We start from the raw sequence: 23563 nt of genomic DNA, 5'->3' as shown, positions 1-23563 counted from the left end.
ATAAAATGAACAAAGATTCAGTCTCTCTGTGTGAATAGTCGCATATAAATGGTTTAGCGCTACAACGCACTAAAGTCTTTTGTAACAAAAAAAACTGCTGACAGGTTATCAGCAGTTTTTATTATTTCGCAATATAGTTAATATTTTTTAAAAACTAGAGAAGCATTATGCCCCCCAAACCCAAGTGAGTTACTCATTGCAACTTGTATGTCTTTGTGACGTGCCTGATTTGGGATATAATCCAGGTCACATTCTGGATCAGGCGTCTTAATATTGATGGTTGGTGGTAAGATGCCTTCTTTTAAAGCAAGCGCTGTGAAAATGGCTTCAATTCCACCTGCAGCTCCAAGTAAATGTCCTGTCATTGATTTCGTTGAACTAACAGCTAGCTTTCTCGCATGGTCTCCGAATACAGACTTTATGGCTTGTGTCTCATATAAGTCGTTGTAAGGTGTACTAGTCCCATGGGCATTGATATATCCGATCTCTTCGGTATCAAGGCCAGCATCTTCAATTGCCTGGTACATAGCACGTGCTGCTCCTTCTCCTTCAGGTGCTGGCGCAGTAATATGGTGTGCATCGCCTGTTGAACCATACCCACTTATTTCCGCATAAATCGTTGCTCCGCGTGCAAGTGCATGCTCTAACTCTTCCAATATCACGATTCCTGCACCTTCCCCGATGACAAAGCCATCCCGGTTTTGATCAAACGGACGTGATGCTGTTGATGGATCTGTGTTGGTAGTTAAAGCTGTGTTTGAACAAAAACCTGCGACAGCCATATTCGTAATCGGCGCTTCTGCTCCTCCAGTGATCATAACATCCGCATCGCCTCGTTGAATCACTTTAAACGCGTCTCCAATCGAGTTTGTGCCCGATGCACAAGCGGTCACTGTACATGAATTGATTCCTTTCGCTCCGAAGTGGATAGATACTTGGCCAGAAGCCATATCAGGAATCATCATTGGAACGAAGAATGGACTTACGCGTCGCACACCCTTATCAAGAAATGTACGGAATTGATTTTCATAGGTTTCCATTCCGCCGATTCCTGAGCCAATCCATACACCTGTCCGTAGGGCAGTCTTTTCATCCAGCTCAAGTCCAGCATCACTCATCGCTTCAATTGAAGCTGCCAGTGCATAGTGAGTGAAGCGGTCCATTTTACGCGCTTCTTTCTTTTCAATGAATTGTTCAATAGAAAAGTCTTTCACTTCCGCTGCTACTTTCGCTGGAAACTGGTCTGCATCAAGCCGTGTTAACGGACCTACCCCTGACTTTCCTTCTATAATAGCTTGCCACGTATCTTTCGCTGTATTTCCGAGTGGTGTCACTGCACCAATTCCTGTTATGACAACTCTTCTTTTCATATGTTACCCCTCTTTTCAGTTATTTTCCGTAACGAAGTGCGATGGCTCCCCATGTTAATCCACCACCGAACCCAACAAGCACTAAGACATCCCCATCATTCACTTTTCCTCTTTTCACTTCATAATCGAGGGATAATGGAATCGAAGCAGCTGACGTATTGCCGTAAAGATGAATGGTCTTTGACATCTTTTCTTCAGGTAATTGAAGACGCTCCCGCGCTGATTCCATAATACGGATATTTGCTTGGTGTGGAATCAGAAAATCCACATCTTCTTTTGTCAGCCTAGCTTTTTCTAATACATTCAGTGCAGATTCACCCATCTGACGTACGGCAAATTTGAACACTTCGCGTCCATTCATTTGAAGATACTCACCGTGTTGGAAGAGATGTTTTCCTCCACTACCGTCAGATCCGAGTTCAAATGATAAAATCCCTTTTCCCTCTTCTACATTACCGAGCACTACAGCCCCTGCCCCATCCCCAAACAGAACAGCAGTCGAGCGGTCTTCCCAATCAATAATTTTAGATAGTTTTTCTACACCTATGATAAGGACATGTTTATAGGCATCTGTTTGTATAAATTGTGCTCCTGTAATAAAAGCATACATAAAACCCGCGCAAGCAGCTGAGACGTCCATTGACGCTGCCTTTGTTGCGCCAAGTCGATCTTGTAGCGTATTCGCAACTGTCGGGAACGGTTGGTCTGGTGTTACGGTAGCTACTAGAATCAAATCAAGTTCGGAGGCATCGAGGCCGGCATCTTCCAATGCTTTCACCGCAGCCTCGTAAGCCATGTCTGAAGTGTTTTGACTTTCACTTGCGAAATGGCGCGCTTCAATGCCTGTCCGTGTACGGATCCATTCGTCTGATGTTTCCATCCGGTCGGCAAGGTCATCATTCGTTACGCGGTTCTCTGGGACGTATGAACCGATTCCCCATATACCTACTGCCATATGTCATCCTCATTTCTTTTATGCCTATTATTAGTACCTGGTCATAACTATATCGAAAACGTGAACATTTTTCAATAGCTTCGTTGTTTGACGAAAGAATTTTTGGTTTTTTTCGCCTTCTTGGTAGCTTTTATGGTATGATTCAGAGAGAAAATTGACTGAGGTGACCAATTATGCACTATGTAATGACGTTAATCTGGACACTTATACTTGTGTCTATGTTGAACTATGTAGTAAGCGCCGTAATTAATGTCCCATTTGTTTTGTCAAATGGTCTTATTATGGGAGTTGTAGCTGCAATCTTTATTTTTGTAATTGATGCGATCTTACCGAAAGTGCCAAAAAACGCACATCACTAAGACGTAATAAAGCCGACAATCCTAAGGGATTGTCGGCTTTTCTTATGTTTCAATCACGATATCTCCCTCTTGAAGATGTATGTGAAGTTTCAATCCAGGAGTGATATCTCCTGCAATTAATCGTTTCGCCACTTTCGTTTCAATCGTTCGCTGAATGAATCGTTTCAATGGACGTGCCCCAAAGGCAGGGTCTACCCCTTTTTCCACTACCCAGTTCACCACGTCTGGTGAAACCTCTAATTGTATCTCTTGCCCGGCAAGTTTTGCAGCAAGTTCCTTCATATACTTATCAGCAATCATCGCGAAGTGAGCATTACCTAGGGCATGGAATAGGACGATCTCATCCATCCGGTTGAGTAGCTCCGGTTTGAAATGTTGTCTTAGTGCGTGCATCACCGCATCTGTCTGTTCTTCCGTAATATCTCCAGTTCCTTCTAATAAGTACGAAGAACCAATATTTGAAGTTAAAATAACAATCGTGTTGGCAAAGTTAACAAGGCGGCCTTGACTATCTGTGATGCGACCATCATCTAATAGTTGTAAGAGGATGTTGGCCACATCTGGATGTGCTTTTTCAATCTCATCAAGTAGAACAACTGAATACGGGTTTCGACGAACCGCCTCGGTAAGTTGCCCTCCTTCTTCATAACCAATATAGCCGGGAGGCGCACCCACAAGTCTTGACACACTATGTTTTTCCATATACTCAGACATATCTATGCGTATGAAATGCTGTTCTGAATCAAATAGCTGTGCAGCCAATGCTTTGGCTAGTTCCGTTTTTCCTACTCCTGTCGGTCCGAGAAACAAGAAAGAGCCGATTGGTTTATGAGCATCTTTAATGCCTGCACGTGCTCGAAGAACCGCATCGGACACATACTGAATGGCTTGATTTTGACCTACGACACGCTCAGATAAGATTTCTTCTAAACGTAAGAGCTTCTCTCGCTCTCCTTCGACGAGTTTCGTCACAGGAATTCCCGTCCAGCGTGCGACGATGGAAGCAATTTCATCTTCTGTCACCTCTTCTCGTAACATACGACCATCCGCTTGTTGCGCGCTCTCAAGGGCCGTTAACTCTTTTTCAGCCTCCGGAATCTTTCCATGTCGGAGCTCCGCTGCTTTTGTCAAGTCATAATTTGATTCCGCTTCTTCTAACTCTCTGCGCAGTTTATCAAGCATTTCTCGTTTCACTTGAAGAGCTTGTAAGGTATTCTTTTCTTCTTCCCACTGCAATCGCATGGCTTCTGAAGAAGTAGTTAACTGATTTAATTCTTCACGTAACAATTCCAGTCTTTTTTGACTGGCTGCATCCTTCTCCTTCATTAAGGCTTGTTCTTCAATTTGGAGTTGCATTATTTTACGTGTCACTTCATCCAACTCCTGCGGCATGGAATCAATTTCTGTCCGAATCATCGCACATGCTTCGTCAACAAGGTCGATGGCTTTGTCCGGCATGAAGCGGTCAGTGATGTACCGATTGGAAAGTTCTGCTGCAGCAACAATGGCGCGGTCATGGATACGTACCCCGTGGTGCAATTCAAACCGTTCTTTTAAACCACGTAAGATGGAAATAGCATCTTCGACAGACGGCTCTTTAACTAACACTTGTTGGAAACGTCGCTCCAGAGCAGGATCTTTTTCAATGTACGTGCGGTACTCATCAAGAGTTGTCGCTCCTATACAGTGAAGTTCCCCACGTGCAAGCATCGGTTTCAACATATTCCCTGCATCCATCGCTCCATCCGATTTACCCGCACCTACAATGGTGTGAAGCTCATCAATAAAGAGGATAATCGAACCTTCGCTGTCCCTCACTTGTTTTAAGACAGCTTTTAAACGTTCTTCAAATTCTCCTCTATATTTGGCACCAGCAATGAGTGCAGACATATCGAGTTCGTAGATTTCTTTTTCCTTTAATCCCTCGGGTACATCTTTTTTTATAATACGTTGGGCAAGGCCCTCTACGATGGCTGTCTTTCCTACTCCAGGTTCTCCAATTAGAACGGGATTGTTTTTTGTTTTGCGTGATAAGATTCGGATGACATTTCGTATCTCTTGATCACGTCCAATAACGGGATCCATCTTTCCTTCTTTTGCATAAGCAACAAGATTTCTTCCGTACTGTTCCAGAGGGGATTTCGTTTCTTCATTCGGCATTTGATTCATTTGCATGGTATTTCCTCCTCATCACAAGTTTGACTATCTTTGACTAATTTGATTATAGGAAAGGACTGCCGGGAAGTAAAGCAGAAAGACCATTAAAAAACGAAAAAAATCCTGACAAATGTCAGGACTTTCGTTTATCGAATTCCAAGTGCAATCTTTGCATAGCGTGACATATTGTCACGAGACCATGGTGGATTGAACGTGATATTTACTTCTGTATCTTTTACTTCTGGTAATTGGCCGAGTGCTGTTTTCACTTGATCGACAATCATCGGTCCCATCGGACAACCAATGGAAGTCAATGTCATGGTGACCGTTGCAAGACCTTCCTCGTTCAAATCTACATCATAGACAAGTCCAAGGTTGACAACATCAATCCCAAGTTCCGGATCGATGACCTCTTCTAAGGCACTCATCAAGCTATCTTTCATATCTTGATCCATGCGGAATCCCACCTTTCTCATATCTTCAGTGTATCAAATTGAGGACGGCATTGCCACTGTCCTTCCTTTGACGCAGTAAGTTGGAAAGAGTAAACTAAATACTAAGGGAGAGGTGAGCCAGATGGAGAGACATCTTATTGTGCTGGATTTAGATGGAACACTATTAACGGATGAAAAAGTGATTTCAAAACGAACAAAAGAAACCCTTTTACGAGCAAAGCAAGCTGGGCATGAAATCATGATCGCAACGGGGCGTCCATACCGTGCAACTGGAATGTACTATAAAGAACTTGGGCTTCAAACGCCAATTGTAAATTTTAATGGAGCCTTTGTACATCACCCTCTATCACGGGACTGGAAAACGATGCACGAACCTATTAGCCTCGACGTTGTGCGAGATGTCGTGGATGCTGTAGAGAGCTATCAAATCAAAAATCTACTTGCTGAAGTGTTGGATGATGTCTACCTCCACATTCATGATGATAAAATTATGGATGCCTTTGCAAATGGTGAGCCTAATTTTACAACGGGCGATCTTCGCAAATATTTAAAGCATGATCCGACCAGTATGCTGATTCATGCGGAAGAGCACCATGTAGAAGATATTCGCCAACATTTACGTGACGTACACGCAGAAGTCATTGATCATCGCCGTTGGGGAGCCCCATGGCATGTCATTGAAATCGTAAAAAGCGGCTTAAATAAAGCAGTTGGAATCCAGCCCGTTGCCGAGTATTTAAATATCTCGAAAGACCACATTATCGCGTTTGGTGATGAGGACAACGACCTGGAAATGATTGAATACGCAGGAACAGGCGTCGCAATGGGGAATGCAATATCGCCTTTAAAATCGATTGCCAATGAAATCATTGGAACAAACAATGAAGACGGCATTGGAATATATCTAGAAGAACGCTTAAAACTCAAACAAACTATTTAGGGGGATTGAAATGAGAATATATGCGGATAGTGCGACTGATTTACCGCTCTCGTATTACGAAAAGACGACTGTGGACTTGTTTCCACTTCGTGTACATATTGATGGTCAGGACTATGAAGACGTCGTAGGGATTCACGCCAAAGAAGTCTACGACAAAATTCGCCAAGGCGCTCAGCCGAAAACGTCTCAAGTATCACCTGAAACATTTTTAAATGAATTTGAAACTCTCGCCAAAAATGGCGAACAAGGAATTTACATCTCATTTTCTTCTGCGCTTTCCGGTACGCATAATACAGCCGTCATGATGCGCGATCAGATTCTAGAAACGTACCCAGATTTTCAATTAGTCATCATTGATTCTCAAGCGGCTTCTATGGGGTACGGACTACTTGTAAAACGTGCTGTTGAACTTCGTGAACAAGGTCTTCCACTAAAAGAAATCGAAGAGAAAATTCGGGCGATGGTGCCAACTGTGGAACACCTGTTTACAGTTGAGGATCTTGATTACATGGCACGAGGCGGACGTGTATCCAAAGCGAGTGCATTTGTTGGGGGTCTACTGAATATCAAACCTCTTCTGCACGTGGAAGAAGGAAAACTGATTCCGATTGAAAAAGTGCGAAGCCGGAAGAAAGTCTTACGCCGCATTGTTGAACTTGTCGGCGAACGGGGAGTCAACCTTTCGAAGCAAACCGTGGCTATTACCCACGCTGACGACCTAGAAACAGCAGAAGAAATGAAACACTTGTTGACGGAAGCATACGGAATCCAAAATTTTGATATTCAAATGATTGGTTCTGCGATTGGGGCACATGTAGGTCCAGGCGCTATTTCTGTATTCTTCTTAAATCAAACCCAAGATAACTAAAAGACTCCGGAATCGCCTAATAAAGGTAATTCCGGAGTTTTATTATGTTTGTTGTTGTTTTTGTTTGCCTTTTCGCCAAACAAGATAAATGAATGCTAAGAATAAGGCATACGCGATGATCATAGCAACAATATACGCCATATTTAATCCACTATCTTCTTTTACATGATAGAGCTCGACAATTTCACGATCAAGCACCAATTTATAGTTCCCATCTGCATCTTGTCTTACGATGTCTTGTTCAAATAATCCTCGCAATTCTTTATCTTTTCCAATCAATTCTTCTGAAGCCGTAAAGGTTTGTGTTGCACTCGTGTTGTTGATGACCACAATAAACGACTCTTCTTCCGTACTACGCTTGAAGACCATATAGCCATTATCATTCTCAAGCATTTCCATATCTCCAACTTGCAAAGCTTGCGATTGATTGCGAATCGTCTGAAGGTCTTCGATAAACAACATAATATCTTCATCAACTCGGAAATTCATGATTTGGTGACTCGTTTCATCTGAATTGCCGTTCATTGCAATTTCTGTCCCATACGTCATAAGAGGTACACCAGGAAGGGTTAATAATGCTCCAACAGCCATTTTCACACGTGTTGGTGGAAACATATTTTCCTCTGTGCTCACATACGTAAATCGGTTGGAAGCAAGCGTATCGATGGCAAGCAAGTCAGTGGATGCTAAACCTTCGAGACCTTCTGTCGGTTGATCCGTTGTTTTAAACGCTTGCTGGAACGCGTTCACTCGTTCCTCTGAATAGGTAACATCTACTGGAAGATCGGATTCTTCAAGTGCAATGACATCCAATTCATCTGTATTGATTTCTTCAATAAATGAAGCTAGACGTGGGGATGTATTCTCTGAAATCCCTGTTAATTTGACTCCATCAACTGGGAACGTCTCTAAAAATTGTTTCATTTCACTGAATTCTGCCTCTTCTGCTTGAGCAAGTGGAAGATCAATCATTGCCTTCATATTCTGAGACTGCAACGTCTCTAAAAGGTGTTTAAAGTCTTCTACCGTTCCAAAATGAGGCGCTACTGTTGAATAATTCGTGATGGAGGAACCTTTGTAGTCCGAAGTTTCAAAAACTGGCCCCATCGAAATATACGTAAAGCCCATATCTTTTATGTGATCTAGTCGATTGATGATTCCTAAGAAGTCCCCTCCGGCAAAAGCCGCTGGATCTTGCGTATTCGCATCAATGTCATTTTGATTCGTCTGATTGAAATATCGATCGACGAGTAAATCATAAATACTTTCTCCTTGCATGGCTGCAGATGCTTGTACCGGCACACTAAAAGAAAGGAGAACGAATGCAAGTATAATGTGGATTTTTTTCAAGTCAATTCCCCCTATCACTTCTCATTGTAGCAGACAAATGAACAATGTCAGCTGACACATTAAGAAGATTATGTGAAAAAGAAAAGCCATCTGACCAAATGGCCAGATAGCTCGAATTACGCTAGGAAGTTAATTCCCATTGGAAGTTTAAATCCAAGGAATAAAGTGATGAAGAGGAATAGCAACATCAATCCAACAAACAGCGTCGATGGTTTGCCTTTCATTTTCTTTACAAGCGCCATCTCCATCATTCCGATGACCAATATTCCTGCTAAGAATTTAAATCCATAAAGCATGCCCATTCCAAGATCCATGCCTGCCATAAATAATGCAAGTCCTGTCAGAATGACTAAAATGTAATCAACGCGTAAAATCATATGAATAATTTTTGTGTTTTTTGCTGAAGCTGGCATTAAGTAGGCTATAAAAAACAATGCTATGGCCAATACCCAAGCCGTAATATGCAAGTGAGTAGATGCTAAAAAGTCCATGTTCTGCCTCCTGAATTAATCAATATGTGTAACAAGTGTTCCTATACCCTCAATCGATACTTTTACCGTATCTCCTGATTTTAAGAATTTAGGTGGTTCAAATCCTTTTCCAACACCTGCAGGTGTGCCTGTTAGAATGACATCACCTGGTTCGAGTTCGACGACTGCACTCAGTTTCGCAATAATCTGTTCAATCGAATACACCATATCCGACGTTTTTCCGTTTTGTCGAATCTCATCATTTACTTTTGTCACAATGGTCAATTCACTAGGATTTGCCAACTCTTCTTTCGTGACGATGTAAGGTCCGATTGGGCAGCTGCCTGCGAGACTTTTACCTAAGAAGAATTGCTGATGGTTTTTCTGAAGATCACGTGCAGTAATATCATTGGCAATCGAATATCCAAAAATCGCATCAAATGCCATGCGTTCGGGAATATTTTTTCCGCCTTTCCCAATTATAATGGCAAGCTCGCCTTCATAATCAAGTTGAGATGTTACGTCTGAATGAATCGAAATGGTTGCTTCATCCCCTGTAATAGCTGTAGGAGCTTTAGTAAAGACGACAAAGTCAATCGCCTCTCCACCCATTTCTTTTGCATGATCCGCGTAGTTTTTGCCAATCGCCATAATATTTTTCGGTGTACGTGGTATTGGCGATAGCCATTCAATGTCAGAGAATTGGTGCTTAAACTCATCTTTCTTGTCATGTGTTTCTGCTTCTTTGACAAGCTTGCGAATGTGTTCCACAAAATCCATCCCCTGCGATGCACCTTCAGCAATGCTTTTCGGGAAATCAGAAAAGAGTTGGAGTTCTTCATTTATTGCAAGAATATCCCAAACGGCTTCCTCTTTTTTCACTTTAGGTCCAAACTTCAGTTGTTCTTGTTGTCGATAGGATAGTAATTTCATAAGTCAGCTCCTTTTCCCTTTCTTTCAGTCTATTATATTCCTACTAGATTTTCATCTATTAGTACGCGGATACGTAAAATATCGCCAAAGTTTTTCCATAGGACCTTGTTTGAAGTAGGTTAACCACAGTTCAGCAAAGATGACACACAATGCATAAAGTCCAATTCCAATCCATGTGCCTGTCAAAACATCTACTTTTCCGTAGAATCCAAGACCATATGAGTAGAAAAATGTTGTGGCGAGTAGGGACATCAATAGGTAAATTGTTAAAGACATCCTTCCTGCACGTTCAAAAGGTCTCCATAAGAATAGATGAACAGTGTTTACTAACAGCACGAGTAAAAGTAGAGCGTACCCGATAGCTTGTATCGGACCTCCTATCGTAGTTTGAAGAGTGCCTGTGAAATTTGTTCCTTCAGATAGATACGGAATCCATTTGATCCAAGTCCCCATTGCGAAGAATAAGACGCCAATAACAAACGCAGTCACCCGTTTGGTGCGTACCCAATTTACTATGGATGCTTTAGCTGCAAATGCCCCAAACATCATTAGTGGTAAGATACTAAAGAGCATCCACAACAAGAAGAAGCCATTTTGATTCATATAATTCCAGTCTGCCAGACGTTGAAAAAAGATTTCTATAAAGCTTCCGGAACCGTAAGCTTCAATGGATTCTTCTAACCCTTGTATCGATGTATAGATAGCAGAACTAGACGGATCTAACTTTTCTATGCCATAGAGGAGCAGAAGAATGGCTGCATTCGGGATGAAATAAAACAATGTCCCTAATGTAATGAGCCACATCTTAGAGAGACGTAACAAAAACAACAAAATAAATCCTGAGGCAGCATACGTAATGAGAATATCTCCAGCCCAAAGAAGAAGAACATGTAGAATTCCAAGCACGAGTAAGACACCCATCCTTTTGATTCCAAATCGAATGAATTGATCCTTCATTCTATCCGCCTGAAGCGCTAAGCCAAATCCAAACAGCATAGCGAAAAGTGGATAGAAACTTCCTTGAAACCAAATATCAATTATTTGAGAGGTCTGCTGATCTTTCGGTAACTGATACCATGAGAAGGGATCAATATAAATATAGGGCGAGTGGAATACCAACATATTCACGAGCAGAATCCCGAGTAACGCGATTCCTCTCAGTACATCAATTTCCTTATATCGCTCTCTTTCTGTCAATGGTTGCACGTATGTTTCCTCCTATATAGTAACTACACAATCATAAGGCACGCTATAAATACGTTTTGATTGTAACTTAAGCTTTAATATATCTTCTAACGCTTTCCCGTATATAGTCAACTGCAATTGATAGCGATTCGTCAGTTCTTCTTTAATTAGGTTTTCATCGTGGCGAAGTTCGAATAGACGGTCTGTCTTAAAGTCTATCAAGTGCCACTGTCCCCCATGATCTTCAAAGAATAAATCGATCACCCCTTGGATGAGTTGACGATTCCCCTCTTCATCTACCGTAGAATAAGTAAATGGTTGCTCCCGATAGATTTGTTTGGCATTTCTCAATTCATCCATTAGTGCGCTGGCATAAAATCGTTCAATAGCATCTGGACGTATAGCTGCCGCTTCTTCTTTCGTCAGTATTTCGCGTTCGACCAAACGACCCAGTAACGCTGCTGAGGAAACCTCTTGGTCTAGCGGCAAATGTTGAAACACACTATGATAGGCCGTACCAACTTGAACAGCTGTTGCAATAGCCTCTCCTTGTAAGAATACAGGTTCCTCCCATTCCACATCTAGCATTGGTTGATGGGTCTTCGTTGAAAAGAAATCCTCATCCGAAGATTCCAGTTGCTGCAATCGTTTAAGCTCTGTTACCGTTTGTTTTGCAGTTTTCTTCGTCGCAAGCTCATACAGGTAGTGACGATTAAACTGCTCTTCAATGACTTTTGGCAGTGACGAAACTTCTTTCCCCTGCCCTACCTTATCAAAAATGCTTGGTAATTCTTTCATTTCTTCCTCCGGTGCATGTACGCTGAAAGACCAGACCTCTGGATTCAATTTTGTATGGCGCGACCTTACTCCTGCGATTTGCTGAAACTCTGGAAGACGCATAAATGCAGGACCAAGCCAGTCCCAATAACTCATAGCATTGCTTCGTAAAAATGGGGGCACAGGTTCATCTGGCTGCCTGTAACCTGTCGTCATCCATTTTTGAACGGCAAGGTCAAGAGACGGAATACTAAGGGTCAAAAAAAGTTTTTCTCGTGCACGGGTCATTGCCACATAGAGAATTCGCATTTCTTCCGCTTTTGTCTGCAACTGCTTCTTTTCTTTCATCGCCATATACGGAAGTGATTGATAGGCAATGCGCAGTTCGGGGTCAATCGCTTTGACGGCAAGACCGTAGTCTTGATCAAATAAATAATTTCCTTTAAAGTCCATCAAATTAAATGGTCGAGCCATGCCTGGTAAGAAGACAAACGGGAATTCCAGCCCTTTTGATGCGTGAATCGTCATGATTCGCACGACATTTTCCCGTTCACTGATTGCACGTGCTTCACCCACATCATCTCCTCGCTTTTTAATCCGTTCAACAAAGCGTAAGAACCGGAAAACTCCCCGGTACGAAGATTGCTCGAATTGTTCTGCTTGATCCAGTAAGAGACGGAGATTGGATTGACGTTGTGCCCCTCCTGGCATTGCAGCTACTTGCTCAAACAAGAAGGTGTCTTGAAGCAGCTGAGCAATTAATTCAGATAAAGGTCCAGACTGGCTTCTCCCATTCCATGCACGGTGCAGAACTAGAAAACGTTTTAGTTTGTCTTGTGTCTCCCCAGACACCTGTTCAAGCGATTCTCGGTTCTGAACCACTTCATAAAGAGGCAGTTTTCTGCCTGACATTCGAATTTTCGCAAGTTCTTCGTCTGACAAACCAAACATCGGCGAACGAAGGACTGCTGCAAGCGGAATGTCTTGATACGGGTTATCAATGACTTTTAATAAGTCGAGCATCCACATGATTTCAAGAGAATCATAAAACCCTGTTTTCGTTTCCACGTAGATTGGTATTTTATATTCTTTAAATACGTCGAGAAATTCAGGTGTCCAGGTCATCGAACGCAATAAAATGACCATGTCGGAAAACTCTGCAGGACGGGATTCTCCCTTCCAAGGGTTCGTGACAGGATGCGAGCCGTCGACAAGTTCCCGTATCTTTTTGGCTGTCCAGACAGCCTCTACCCGAGCTTTTGATACCTCTTCGGTCCCTTCTTCCGCCGTGTCTTTCGAGAAGATATGTACTTCTATAGGACGCGAATCAGAAGAATACGGCGCACCCTTTTTTAATGCCGCATCTGAATCATATGCAATCTCTCCGACATCTTCTCCCATGGTCTGTGCAAAAACAAAGTTGATTCCTTCAAGAACTTCCCGTCTACTGCGGAAATTTGCATTGAGATCAATCGCTTTCCCTAGTGATTCATCTTTTTTGAACATGGCGTATTTCGAGAGGAACAGCATCGGTTCCGCTAATCGGAAACGGTAGATCGACTGTTTCACATCCCCTACCATAAATAAGTTACCCGTTTCTCCAGCCGGCTTCTTGACCAACTGGATGATACTCTCTTGCAACAAATTGATGTCTTGGTATTCGTCGACAAGTACTTCATGAAACTTTCGTTGATATGCTTTTGCCACTTCTGAAGGATAACTCACTTGCTCGATTTGTTGAGTGAGCAACTGGTACGCACGGTGTTCTAAGTCAGAAAAATCCAGAACACTGCGTGCTGCCTTTTTCTCTTCATATCGATGAGAGAATTCGTTCACGCGTCGAATCAACGTTGCGATGGTTGGATACATCATCTGAATTTCTTCAAGTAATCGCGCAGGTGTCCGGGCAAAGTAATAGTCTTTCAGTTCGGCCATTTCTTTTTTATAGTGATTCCGAATCGTGGTCGCCTGCTCTTTCGCTTCTTCATCATAATCGCCTCTGACGGATTTCGCTGTAGCCCATTTCAATCTCCCAAAGGATTCGTACAATTCAGCCCACGTTCCATAAAGAGCAACGTGTTCAAGTTGGTGAAGCAGCTCAGCATCCACCGTCGCCGTCTCCTGCAACTTTTCGAGACCTTCCGAATGTTTCGCTAGGTCCATATACAATGCGTTTTCAGCTTGAGCGGTTTGAACCTTGTACAGAATTGCTTGCTTCACTTCACGGGTTAGCTCTAGGTCATCTACCGTCGTCTCATCTGAAAGGCGATAATTATCCACAAGCTGACCTAGCCAAGCCTCAGGATGGGGATGGACACGGGCATAATGATACAAATTTAAGATGAGCGTTTCCAAGGTGTGATCAGACCGGTCGGAAGAAAAAGAATCAGCTAGATAATACATCGCTTCCTGGTCTTGTTCATAGGCTTCCTCGATAATTTCTTCTAGCGCATCTTCTTGTAGCATCACGGCTTCATTTTCACTTGCTAAACGAAAGCCTGGATCGATATCTAACAAATACCCGTGCTGTCGGATGATCTGCAAACAAAAAGAATGTAAAGTGGATATTTGTGCCTTATTCAACAAATGGAGTTGTTGTCTCAAGTGTCTTGAATCTGGATCTTCCATGATAGCAGCTTCAACGGCCTCCGAGAGTCGATGGCGCATCTCTGCAGCCGCAGCATTCGTAAACGTCACAACGAGAAGTTCATCGACATTGATAGGATTCGTTTTATCTGTAATTTTTTCAATCAGTCGTCGAATCAATACCGCTGTTTTTCCGGATCCAGCTGCTGCAGATACCAATAGTTCACTATCGCGTTCCCAGATTGCTTGCCACTGTGCATCCGTCCATGTTTCAGATATTGGTTTTACTGGTATCATACGTTGTCCACCTCTTCTATCATTTTCTGTGTTATCACTTCAGGTTTCTCTTGTCTTAACTTACGTACCGGTTGACGAATATCTTGCGGATCAAACTGACAGACACTTCGGTAGGAACAATACGTACATGGCATTTTGTTTTTCATCTGATATGGCAGGACACGGGCATCCCCTGCTAAAATACCGCCTCCAGCTTGACGGTGCCGCTTCCGAACAAATTTTGCGGTCTTTTCCAGATCTTCTGGCGCAAGCACTTTCGACGTCACCCCAAAACTGCCATCTTTTTTCACATGTACAGGAATAATTTCCGAGTGCCCTTCAAGTTGATCATCCATCGCTTCCAAAACAGGTCTTTCTTCCGATAACAAGCCGTCCATTTTGTAGGATTTCAACTGCATAGAAGCAATTTCTTCTGGTGTTAATAAATCAGCGGATTGAAGAGTAGGTTCATGCAAATGCACATATAATACGCCACCTGGATGAGCGGTTTCTTCTAGCCAGTGATCGGCAAACTGAGTCGCAACATCTAAATATGTCATCAGTTGCAGAGAAATGCCATGGTAGACTTCATTTAAATCCAAGCCTCGTTTTGAGGACTTATAGTCAATGATCCGGAGATAATAGGCGTCATTGATTTTCGCAGCATCTACCCGGTCAATTCGGCCTCGCAGTTCAAGTTGTCCTTGATTTGGAAGGGGGATTGTTAAAGGAGGCAATTGTTCTCCAAGACCAAATCCTACTTCTAACGCAATTGGGTGGAACGAGGAACGGGCGCTTTGCTTACTAAGTGCAATCATCGTGGAGGCGACGATTCGAGTAAGTTTCCTAGAGATATACAAATATCGATTTGTACTCAATAGAAGTTGATTGACGAACAACGGAATAATTTGTGAGACGGCTTGTTCCGCTAGCTCTCTACAATGTTTTTCGGATAGTTCTTTCCACTGTACACCTTGTTCCGTCGTCTTGTCCGCAATCCACTTTAATGCAGCATGAAACAGGTCACCCATAGCCGGCGCTTCCAGTTGATACACATCTCTCTCTTTTAAATCAAGTCCATACGATGCAAACTGTTTAAACGGGCAGCTATAATAAGTTTCAATACGAGAGACACTGCCTTTGACGACAGGACTATATAATTCTCTTGCCGTCTCCCTAGTGATTTTTTCAGAACCTGGTTTTTTGGCAAGAGGACGCTCGACATGCAATTGGATAGATGACCAATACACATCTTTTTCGTAATAAGAAGCCACTGCTTGCCAAAACGGAGTAAGAGGCTGATCTAAGACTGTTTCTGAGTATCTTCTGAGTGCAAAGCCACTGAGTGCTGCTCGTGGATGGTTGATAAGCGTCGGATAATCCCCGTCAAAGTCAGCCTGTGAAACAAACTCGGGCCGTAAATCAGTGAATAGATTTTGTAATCTCTTTAAATAGAGAGACGGTAATAGTGGTTTGCCTTCTGTCGTAGCAAGCGAGTAACTAAGTACCACTTGGTGGCTCGCGGTTGTGAGGGCTTTGTATAAAATATAATTCTCCTCAAGCAACCGTTCCTTTGTAGTCGGCGCTAACTCTAGACCTGATTGCTGCAAGAACGTTCTGTCTTCATCCGTCAACAGCCCTTCATGATCGATACGTTTAGGGAATAGGCCGTCATTCACCCCTAACACAAATACCGCTTTGATGGATAAATAACGGGCTGTATCTGCCTGACCAATAATGACTTGATCTATAGCTGGTGGAATTTTTGAGAAACACAATTGGTCGATTCCCTCTTCTAATATGGCCGCAGCATCTTCAAGCTCCATAGGTTGTGCTCGAAACATCAGTTCAAATTGATCGAGTACGTGAATCCACTCTTTCCATACTTGTCGGTGCTCAACAGCTTCCTCATGTATCAAATTGACTTCCGCTTCAAGTTGCCACTGAGCAAGCTTCTCAGGCACTTGGAGAGATTTCATAAATTGATAAAGGGTACGGACGATTTGCTCGGTTGACGTCGCTTGTTGAAGCCCTGTCACTGCTTCACGCATAGGTGACATCACAAAATCACGTGTTTCTTTTAATTCTTTCTCTATTGCCCGCTCCTCATCGGTTTGCGCTTTTTGAAAGTATTCAAGACCGCGTATACGTTTTACACGGAACCGACTGTCATCTGACCATCTATCTCCTCGAATTCCTCGCTCTAATGCAAAATTCTCAAGACGATACAGACGGTCACTCCACACGTGTCGAGACCCATTTAATGGATAGAAAAGACCTGTCTTGATTGCCCGAAAAACGGCTTCATAACTAAAGTCACTTTGGGCAACTGCAAACATTGCCCTCGTTAATTCAATCAATGGATGATCCAGCATCGGACGCTTTTCATTTGTAAAATACGGAATGTCGTGCTGACGAAATGTCATCGCGAGCAGTTTTTCATAGGTTGTGGAATCTCGGTGCATGACTGCAATTTCCTGATAGCGATAACCATGCAACTGTACAAGGTCCCTGATTTTCGCTGCCGTATACGCTACTTCGGTTCGAGGGTTTGTCGCTTCAATGACCTGGAGACCTTCCGTTTTCTCTTGTTTTAACGGACGAGCTCGGTCAAATTGAATCTCCGCATGCCGGAGTCCTTCTGACTGCAAACGCAACTGTTTTCCAAGTTGAACATGATCAGTGACTTGAACATCATTTGCAAGAGCTATTTCTTTTAATTGAACAAATGTTTTCGCAGGTCCATGAAAAAGAGACTGTTCCTCATAAGCTTCAGCTTCCTCGTTCATAGGCAGCGCAATGTGTACCATGTTCGCGTGTATCATTAGTTGTTCAACAATCGACCGTTCCAGTGGTGTGAAGGCAGTAAAGGAGTCGATATAAAATTCACCTTGAGCAATCAACTGGGAAGACGCGATTTTGTCAACGAGAAGTCGTAGGTGACCATCTCCATCAATAAACTCTGTACCTAGACGTTCTTGAAGTTTGATAGCAATGTTCTGTAAATCTTTCGTCTTTTGTTTGAGCGGGACAGGGGCACCCAATTGTTCTAATTGTTCTAGACTAGCTTCAAGTATTTCAGGAGTCAGATTGTACCTGTTAAATTCCTTCAAAAGTAACTCCATCTGGTCCGTAAATCCGCGCTTGGTGGCCGCACGTTGAAACAAAATGAAATCGTCTTTTTGTTCTCGCAGTAAACTACGAATCAGCATGCGGTAGCCGATGCCATTCACTTCTTCCCGCGTGATTCCTCCACTTTCCTGGAGAACGCGCCAAGCCAATCGTTTAAATGTCGTCACTTGACCACGGATCAACCCACTTCCCTGGCCGTAATTAGATAAATGCCACTCTGCGGTAAACGACATTTGGTCGGGGACAAGATAAAACAGTGGACTACCTAAAGGATCCCGCTCTGTTCGTGAAGAAATTTCGTTAAATATGGTCGTGGTTTTCCCAGTCCCTGTTCGACCTGTAATAAATCGTACACCCATGTTGAAACCTCCCTATCCATTAAAAAAGAACCTTTGTTTCTATTGTAGCAAAGAAACAAAGGTTCTTAATAAGAAATCCATTGAAGATGGCCTAGCGGAAAATAAATCATTTTAACTTCCCCTACGATTTGAGAAGACCTGAACTCTCCCAGTTGCCGGCTGTCTAAACTTCTGTCCCGATTATCCCCTAAAACAAAATAGGAATCTTCAGGAACAACAACTTCAGAATCTTTTAAGGTAAACGATTCAGAGACAATATATGTCTCTTCCTGGTATTCTCCATTGATGTAAATCGCATTTTCTTTGAATTCAATTTTGTCTCCAGGAAGACCAATCACTCGTTTGACAATGTCACTGTCCTGTGACCGGTGAAGAATGACAATATCCCCGTAATCAATGGTGGTGTTTCGCAACACGACTACTTTATCATTTGAATGTAGATTGGGTAACATCGAATCCCCTTGGATATGGTAAGTGGTTAAGAACGTGGTTCGAATCAACCAAATAATCGCAATACCTAACATTAAGGCAATCCCCCATTCAAAGACCTCACTTTTCCAAGTTTTCATTCGATTTCTCCCCCGCCCGTTGCTTTGCTAATTCTCGAAAATCCTGTTCTACTTTTTTATCCAATCGTTTCTCAAAATATTTCCCTACAATCCAAAGAATCGCAATCACTGCGATAACGATGGCCGTACGAATAGGCTGTGTAATTAACGCGCGGATATCTGCCCCAATAAAACTGATGACAAAAATCATAATGAGCTTTCCAAGCGTGACAGCAGATAAGTATGTAGATTTTCGAATATCTGATAAACCAGCGACCACGTTGACAATCGCAGAGGGTGTGAATGGAAAACAAAGAAGTAAAAACAATGGTCCAAATCCATTTCGTTCTACCCAATGAATCAATTTACGGATTCGCTGATGTTTCGTGAGAAATCCTAATAGGCGAATGCGGCCATATTTACGTACCACAAGAAACACCAAATAGGCACCTAGGACCGACCCCACCCACGAAAGGATAAAACCAAAAATAAGCCCGTAGGCATTCACATTGGCAACGATAAAGACAACGAGTGGTAAAAACGGCAAAAAGGCTTCGAGCATCGGCAGCAAAATTCCAATCACTGGACCAAGCGCACGATATGATTTCATAATTTCATTTAATGTATCTAAATCCATCCATGCAGGCATGTGTATTCCCTCATCTCTTCTCTCTCTACTATTTCCGCATATGCTCTGACTAAAACACCTAAAAGAAAAAAACGACTCCGCCATTAAGACAGAGTCGTTTCATCTTTCTTCTCTTTAGGTGGACCCATGCGAGTGGCATACCAAAACCCAATCGTCATCGATGCTGCATCCAGAACATAGTGAATCCACTCTCTTGTGTATCCTGCAATGACAGAAGCAGTAAAAAGAGCTATCGTGATAACAAGTGCGACCCATTTATTAAAGGTGATACGTGTAAATAAAACAACAAGAAGGCCCGGCACAAAAATAGCTAAAATCAGTTGCGTCCCCTCGCTGATTCCATTCATAAAGAAGGCCTCGCAAGGAGTAGTCCTAAGCGGTGATGATCATGTCTAAAAATCACATGTTGCTTCAAGCGAAGTTCATTGTTATGATCAAGAACTTCCAGTCGGCAATGGGCTGCATTGATTTGAATCGCCTCATAAAGTCCTTGTTCGTCATGGATGCGCTGCCCATTCACCTTTACAATGCGTTCACCAATTTGTAAGCCCATTTTTTCAGCAGGTGACCCTGCGAGTACGCCAGCAATCTGAACACCTTCTGTTGTTTGAACAACCGCAAAAGATCCGGTAGTTTGGTACTGCCTACTCTTTAAATCGAGGATGATTTTCCCAATAAAAACAAGGATTAAGGAGACGACAGCAAGCCATGGCAGTAGAATGCCAAATACAGCGGTTATTGCTGTAGCAATGCCTAGTATAAAAAATTCTTTTGAGCGTTGGGGTAAGATTTCAAATGGATACGATTTTCTGAACGTCTGTTGGTACCCTGTGAGAAAAGGAATAGCCATTAAGGCAAACGTCTGTTCACCGAAAGAGACGACTGGCCAGTATGTAGGAATAGTGCCAAACCAATCTCCAGGAATGAGCAGTACGACAGGGATCAGCCAAAGACGCTTGATTCGGTACTGTACAGCACTACCGCCTCGCTTTGTAGTCACCATTTGTGGAGACAAAATGTCATTGCCTTGACGACGAACAAAGAAACTTTCCGCAATCAAAAATAATCCCGCAAGTAACCCTAGTGGCCATAGGTGTTGAAGCGCAAATAATTCACCTGATAGTTGGAAAACCTTGATAGAAACAGTATAGGACAACGAATGGAAAAGCCACCAGAGACCAGCAGCGACCGGTATCAAATACGCTCCTGATAGATATTGAAAATGGAAAATAAGGAGTGCGAAAAGAGCGACAATACTCCATAACACAAGAAATTCAGGATAGATGACAATCCCAAGTAGTAAGAATATTCCCGACAGACCTAAAGAGAATACCCAAGAATCTTTTAAAATCCCTCGCACTTCACTCCAACCCCACGTAAGGCGAGTTTTAAAATGGCTTCGTTCTTTCTTTACACGAAAATATCCGGTGAGAATAGCAGCAACAATTGCCGCATAAAAGAGCGGATGTAAAAAGAATTGACCAATTGCCCAGGCTATCTCACCCATCATTTGTTGATTCATACCATCCCTCCCAGCGGTTACTTTCTATTTTAGCAAAGCACTTGAGAGAAAAGTATAGTTTTTAGTTATTATGTTGAAAGTAATCAAGTGCTAGTTGAATGGCTTCATCATGTTCTGGTTTACTAAGCCATTCTCTATAGCGGACTTTTAATTCAAGTAACGTTGGTGCATCAAGTGAACCATTCATAGGTAAGTGATGCTTACGTTGAAATGCAAGGATCGTTTGATTTAAATTCTTATCTGTAACGGAATCTGAACTAAGCTTGGAAAAAGCTTCTTTCACTTTCAGCCACTGTTCTTCATTTTCAGGAAGCTGCAGTTCTTCGGGCTCTGGATACTGAATTTCGATGGTCGGTTCAATTCCTTTACCATGTATCCACGTTTTACGAGGCGTCAACCATCTGTTCGTCGAGACTTTTAAGCTACTGCCATTGTCAAAATCGAATGTTTCTTGTACGGTACCTTTTCCAAATGTGGTCGTACCAATAGATATCGCGCGGTCTGTCTCTAAAAGAGATGCCAACAGGACTTCACTTGCCGAAGCGCTCATTTTATTTTGAAGAACAACAACTGGTGCCGCAATCGGCTGTTCATTCTGTCCTTGAATGACGTGCAGTTCTCCTTTCGCATTTTCCATCCAGAGAAGAGGCGTTTCTTGAGGAACGAATGTTTCTGCAATTGGTACGACGCTTCCAAGATAGCCTCCTGGATTATCACGTACATCAAGAATAACCCCCTGAACGTCGGAAATTTGAATTCCCTTCCATAGCTTTTGCCATTCATCCGTTGTACTTTCTCCGAAAACAGATATACGCACATAAAGGTATTTATTGTCTTGGTCATTTAAGAAATAGTGCGTAAGGGTGGTTTGAGGAATTTTCATTCTGCGTACGTGAACTTCTTGAATGACTTGTTGTTGCTTTGAAAAAACTTTTAATGCGACATCTGTCCCTTCCTTGCCGGCAAGTAGTTGAATCAATTCTTCTGTTGAGATTTGAGTCACGGACTGTCCATTGACTGCTAAAATCTCATCTCCCACTGCTAGTTGATCTGCAGCTGATGTTCCCGGTACTAATTCAGTTATAATAAAGCGATTTCCTTGCTGTGTAATTTTCATACCAAGACCGATTCGCTCCTTTGCTAACCGATGTTTTTGTAAAATGGTCTCTTCTTTCGAAAAGAAATGACTATACGGATCTTTTTGCGCTTCAACCATACCCTTTACAGCACCGATAGTTAAATCCTTATCTGATACGTCATAGATGCTAGTTTTTTTTACAATCGCACGGACTTCCTCTAATAATTTCGGTGTATCTTTCGTTGCAGGTTGTTGATCTGCTAAATTACAACCAGATAGCAGAAGTACAACAAGTAGCAAGATGATTCGCTTCAAAAAAAGAGCCTCCTTCGTCGCACTATACGATGAAAAGAGGAAAAGTATTCTATGGTGTCGATTGAATGAGTTGTTCCATCATGCGTTCATCCATGGGGCCAACAATTTTATGCTGAATGGTCCCTTCTGTCGTAAGAATATAGCTTGTGGGAATCGTAATCGCTTGGTAAATCGTTCCTACTTCGCCTGACTCATCGAGTGGAACCGTAAATGTGAGTTCATAGTCCGTAATGAACTGTTGAATTTTATCTATGCCATTATCTTTATCTGTCAGATTAACTGCAAGGATCTCAACGTCCTCTCCATATGCTTCATAGAAATTTTGCATATGCGGCATCTCAGCTTTACAGGGTGGACACCAAGTGGCCCAAAAATTCAAAATCACTTTTTTTCCTTTGTAATCACTCAAGGACACCGAGTCTCCATTTAATGTAGTCAATGTAAAATCAGGAGCGACTTGTCCTTTTTTGAGTGACGATCCCGGATTATCAATTAAATCTGTACCGAGCTGATCATTGTTAAGAGATTCGACCGTATCCGCATTCTGACTCGCAAAGGAATACAGCGCTATTCCAATCAATATAGCAAGACCTCCTAATGCAATCCACTTCTTAGCCATGTGATAACTCCTTCCTATTCATCCACTTCCCAGAGCTATATGAAAGAATCAACATACTTATGCTCCACCACAACATAATCCCATATACCCCTAGGGGTTGTATAATGGAAGTAAAAAAAATAAAGCCTGCAACAATAAGTAAATAAACAATTACGCTAAATTTACTTGCCACCCAACTTATAAGGATAAGAAGAGTCGCACTAAGTAATGTTATTAATTCACTGAAAAGTGTATTCTCATTTAGAATGACCATACTGATGGAATAGAACCCAAAGATAAAACTTATCGTCTGAATACGAACGAGTTGGTTTAATTTCTGATCGTGAAAGATCATGTAGATAACGACTGCTGTACCCAACAAAATCCCAATCAATCCTCCGTTAAAATAGAGAAGAGACAGAGGCTGAACAATTATTGTTTTAAAATCAGTTAGGATAACACTAAACTTCCAGACAAGAATGAATGTGATAAAATAATCTATTACACGACTTGCGAGTTGTTTGCCACCATGTAATCCAAATGCCCCAGCAGTTAGCGCCATCGACAGAAGGATTGAAATCCACGTAGAAGGCATAGTAAGTGAGCCAATTATGTACCATTCAGTAGGAATCATTTCGCCCCTCCTCCCCATTCTAATCCTAAAGAAAAAAGCAGCTCACG

20 protein-coding genes are annotated in these 23563 nt (G+C 42.4%); 3 read left to right on the top strand and 17 right to left on the bottom strand.

Features of this window, described 5'->3' with window-relative positions; genetic code table 11:
- Positions 1-137: 137 nt before the first annotated feature.
- Together fabF and ACFO0S_RS00920 are read right to left on the bottom strand one after the other, a co-directional pair.
- Complete coding sequence (gene fabF, locus ACFO0S_RS00925) at positions 138-1370, bottom strand: beta-ketoacyl-ACP synthase II (RefSeq protein ID WP_378139197.1); 1233 nt, start codon at positions 1368-1370, stop codon at positions 138-140.
- A 19-nt stretch (positions 1371-1389) separates the two neighbouring features.
- Positions 1390-2325, bottom strand: coding sequence for a beta-ketoacyl-ACP synthase III (locus ACFO0S_RS00920; protein ID WP_378139195.1), 936 nt, complete (start codon positions 2323-2325; stop codon positions 1390-1392).
- A 173-nt stretch (positions 2326-2498) separates the two neighbouring features.
- Between ACFO0S_RS00920 and ACFO0S_RS00915 the strand changes: the two genes are divergently transcribed.
- On the top strand, positions 2499-2684 hold the full coding sequence (locus ACFO0S_RS00915) for a YjzD family protein (protein ID WP_378139193.1): 186 nt from the start codon (positions 2499-2501) through the stop codon (positions 2682-2684).
- A 42-nt stretch (positions 2685-2726) separates the two neighbouring features.
- Here the strand turns inward: ACFO0S_RS00915 and ACFO0S_RS00910 are convergent, their stop codons facing one another.
- Complete coding sequence (locus ACFO0S_RS00910) at positions 2727-4859, bottom strand: ATP-dependent Clp protease ATP-binding subunit (RefSeq protein ID WP_378139191.1); 2133 nt, start codon at positions 4857-4859, stop codon at positions 2727-2729.
- A gap of 128 nt (positions 4860-4987) precedes the next feature.
- Positions 4988-5296: a metal-sulfur cluster assembly factor gene (locus ACFO0S_RS00905; RefSeq protein WP_378139189.1), complete on the bottom strand. Its 309-nt coding sequence runs from the start codon at positions 5294-5296 to the stop codon at positions 4988-4990.
- A gap of 121 nt (positions 5297-5417) precedes the next feature.
- Between ACFO0S_RS00905 and ACFO0S_RS00900 the strand changes: the two genes are divergently transcribed.
- Both ACFO0S_RS00900 and ACFO0S_RS00895 read left to right on the top strand, forming a co-directional pair.
- Complete coding sequence (locus ACFO0S_RS00900) at positions 5418-6236, top strand: Cof-type HAD-IIB family hydrolase (protein ID WP_378139187.1); 819 nt, start codon at positions 5418-5420, stop codon at positions 6234-6236.
- Between the two features lie 10 nt (positions 6237-6246).
- Positions 6247-7104, top strand: coding sequence for a DegV family protein (locus ACFO0S_RS00895; RefSeq protein WP_378139185.1), 858 nt, complete (start codon positions 6247-6249; stop codon positions 7102-7104).
- A 42-nt stretch (positions 7105-7146) separates the two neighbouring features.
- Here the strand turns inward: ACFO0S_RS00895 and ACFO0S_RS00890 are convergent, their stop codons facing one another.
- From ACFO0S_RS00890 to ACFO0S_RS00830, 13 genes are all read right to left on the bottom strand, one after another.
- Positions 7147-8454, bottom strand: coding sequence for an alpha-amylase family glycosyl hydrolase (locus ACFO0S_RS00890; protein WP_378139183.1), 1308 nt, complete (start codon positions 8452-8454; stop codon positions 7147-7149).
- Between the two features lie 116 nt (positions 8455-8570).
- Positions 8571-8945 (bottom strand): YisL family protein, encoded by a 375-nt coding sequence (locus ACFO0S_RS00885; RefSeq protein ID WP_378139181.1) that lies wholly within the window; start codon positions 8943-8945, stop codon positions 8571-8573.
- 15 nt (positions 8946-8960) lie between these two features.
- A complete protein-coding gene (locus ACFO0S_RS00880) occupies positions 8961-9857 on the bottom strand; it encodes a fumarylacetoacetate hydrolase family protein (RefSeq protein ID WP_378139179.1) in 897 nt (298 codons plus the stop codon).
- Between the two features lie 51 nt (positions 9858-9908).
- Positions 9909-11063: a DUF418 domain-containing protein gene (locus ACFO0S_RS00875; protein WP_378139177.1), complete on the bottom strand. Its 1155-nt coding sequence runs from the start codon at positions 11061-11063 to the stop codon at positions 9909-9911.
- 12 nt (positions 11064-11075) lie between these two features.
- Positions 11076-14702: a helicase-exonuclease AddAB subunit AddA gene (gene addA / locus ACFO0S_RS00870; RefSeq protein ID WP_378139175.1), complete on the bottom strand. Its 3627-nt coding sequence runs from the start codon at positions 14700-14702 to the stop codon at positions 11076-11078.
- Positions 14699-18172, bottom strand: a complete 3474-nt coding sequence (gene addB, locus ACFO0S_RS00865) for a helicase-exonuclease AddAB subunit AddB (protein ID WP_378139172.1) — start codon at positions 18170-18172, stop codon at positions 14699-14701. The genes addA and addB overlap by 4 nt, the downstream gene beginning before the upstream one ends.
- 65 nt (positions 18173-18237) lie before the next feature.
- Positions 18238-18741, bottom strand: a complete 504-nt coding sequence (lepB, locus tag ACFO0S_RS00860; protein ID WP_378139170.1) for a signal peptidase I — start codon at positions 18739-18741, stop codon at positions 18238-18240.
- Entirely contained in the window at positions 18722-19369 is a 648-nt protein-coding gene (locus ACFO0S_RS00855; RefSeq protein WP_378139168.1) for a TVP38/TMEM64 family protein, read from the bottom strand. The genes lepB and ACFO0S_RS00855 overlap by 20 nt, the downstream gene beginning before the upstream one ends.
- A gap of 83 nt (positions 19370-19452) precedes the next feature.
- Entirely contained in the window at positions 19453-19716 is a 264-nt protein-coding gene (locus ACFO0S_RS00850) for a CsbA family protein (protein ID WP_378139166.1), read from the bottom strand.
- Positions 19713-20891 (bottom strand): PDZ domain-containing protein, encoded by a 1179-nt coding sequence (locus tag ACFO0S_RS00845; RefSeq protein WP_378139164.1) that lies wholly within the window; start codon positions 20889-20891, stop codon positions 19713-19715. Before ACFO0S_RS00845 ends, ACFO0S_RS00850 begins: the two co-directional genes overlap by 4 nt.
- A gap of 61 nt (positions 20892-20952) precedes the next feature.
- On the bottom strand, positions 20953-22284 hold the full coding sequence (locus ACFO0S_RS00840; protein ID WP_378139161.1) for a S41 family peptidase: 1332 nt from the start codon (positions 22282-22284) through the stop codon (positions 20953-20955).
- A gap of 49 nt (positions 22285-22333) precedes the next feature.
- Positions 22334-22903 (bottom strand): peroxiredoxin family protein, encoded by a 570-nt coding sequence (locus ACFO0S_RS00835; RefSeq protein WP_378139159.1) that lies wholly within the window; start codon positions 22901-22903, stop codon positions 22334-22336.
- Positions 22896-23516, bottom strand: coding sequence for a hypothetical protein (locus ACFO0S_RS00830; RefSeq protein ID WP_378139157.1), 621 nt, complete (start codon positions 23514-23516; stop codon positions 22896-22898). The genes ACFO0S_RS00835 and ACFO0S_RS00830 overlap by 8 nt, the downstream gene beginning before the upstream one ends.
- Between the last annotated feature and the right edge of the window lie 47 nt (positions 23517-23563).

The organism is Chryseomicrobium palamuruense (genome assembly GCF_042649045.1).
Lineage (GTDB): Bacteria > Bacillota > Bacilli > Bacillales_A > Planococcaceae > Chryseomicrobium > Chryseomicrobium palamuruense.
Note: the sequence above shows the minus strand (reverse complement) of the source record. Positions and strands in the feature narration are given on the sequence as shown.

Bases quoted from the DNA above. Each gene is read 5' to 3' on its own strand.
- ACFO0S_RS00835 (WP_378139159.1), bottom strand. From the start codon at position 22,903: ATGGCTAAGAAGTGGATTGCATTAGGAGGTCTTGCTATATTGATTGGA.
- addA (WP_378139175.1), bottom strand. From the start codon at position 14,702: ATGATACCAGTAAAACCAATATCTGAAACATGGACGGATGCACAGTGG.
- ACFO0S_RS00830 (WP_378139157.1), bottom strand. From the start codon at position 23,516: ATGATTCCTACTGAATGGTACATAATTGGCTCACTTACTATGCCTTCT.
- ACFO0S_RS00880 (WP_378139179.1), bottom strand. From the start codon at position 9,857: ATGAAATTACTATCCTATCGACAACAAGAACAACTGAAGTTTGGACCT.
- ACFO0S_RS00920 (WP_378139195.1), bottom strand. From the start codon at position 2,325: ATGGCAGTAGGTATATGGGGAATCGGTTCATACGTCCCAGAGAACCGC.
- fabF (WP_378139197.1), bottom strand. From the start codon at position 1,370: ATGAAAAGAAGAGTTGTCATAACAGGAATTGGTGCAGTGACACCACTC.
- addB (WP_378139172.1), bottom strand. From the start codon at position 18,172: ATGGGTGTACGATTTATTACAGGTCGAACAGGGACTGGGAAAACCACG.
- ACFO0S_RS00905 (WP_378139189.1), bottom strand. From the start codon at position 5,296: ATGGATCAAGATATGAAAGATAGCTTGATGAGTGCCTTAGAAGAGGTC.
- ACFO0S_RS00910 (WP_378139191.1), bottom strand. From the start codon at position 4,859: ATGCAAATGAATCAAATGCCGAATGAAGAAACGAAATCCCCTCTGGAA.
- ACFO0S_RS00855 (WP_378139168.1), bottom strand. From the start codon at position 19,369: ATGCCTGCATGGATGGATTTAGATACATTAAATGAAATTATGAAATCA.
- ACFO0S_RS00885 (WP_378139181.1), bottom strand. From the start codon at position 8,945: ATGGACTTTTTAGCATCTACTCACTTGCATATTACGGCTTGGGTATTG.
- ACFO0S_RS00900 (WP_378139187.1), top strand. From the start codon at position 5,418: ATGGAGAGACATCTTATTGTGCTGGATTTAGATGGAACACTATTAACG.
- ACFO0S_RS00895 (WP_378139185.1), top strand. From the start codon at position 6,247: ATGAGAATATATGCGGATAGTGCGACTGATTTACCGCTCTCGTATTAC.
- lepB (WP_378139170.1), bottom strand. From the start codon at position 18,741: ATGAAAACTTGGAAAAGTGAGGTCTTTGAATGGGGGATTGCCTTAATG.
- ACFO0S_RS00915 (WP_378139193.1), top strand. From the start codon at position 2,499: ATGCACTATGTAATGACGTTAATCTGGACACTTATACTTGTGTCTATG.
- ACFO0S_RS00845 (WP_378139164.1), bottom strand. From the start codon at position 20,891: ATGAATCAACAAATGATGGGTGAGATAGCCTGGGCAATTGGTCAATTC.
- ACFO0S_RS00850 (WP_378139166.1), bottom strand. From the start codon at position 19,716: ATGAATGGAATCAGCGAGGGGACGCAACTGATTTTAGCTATTTTTGTG.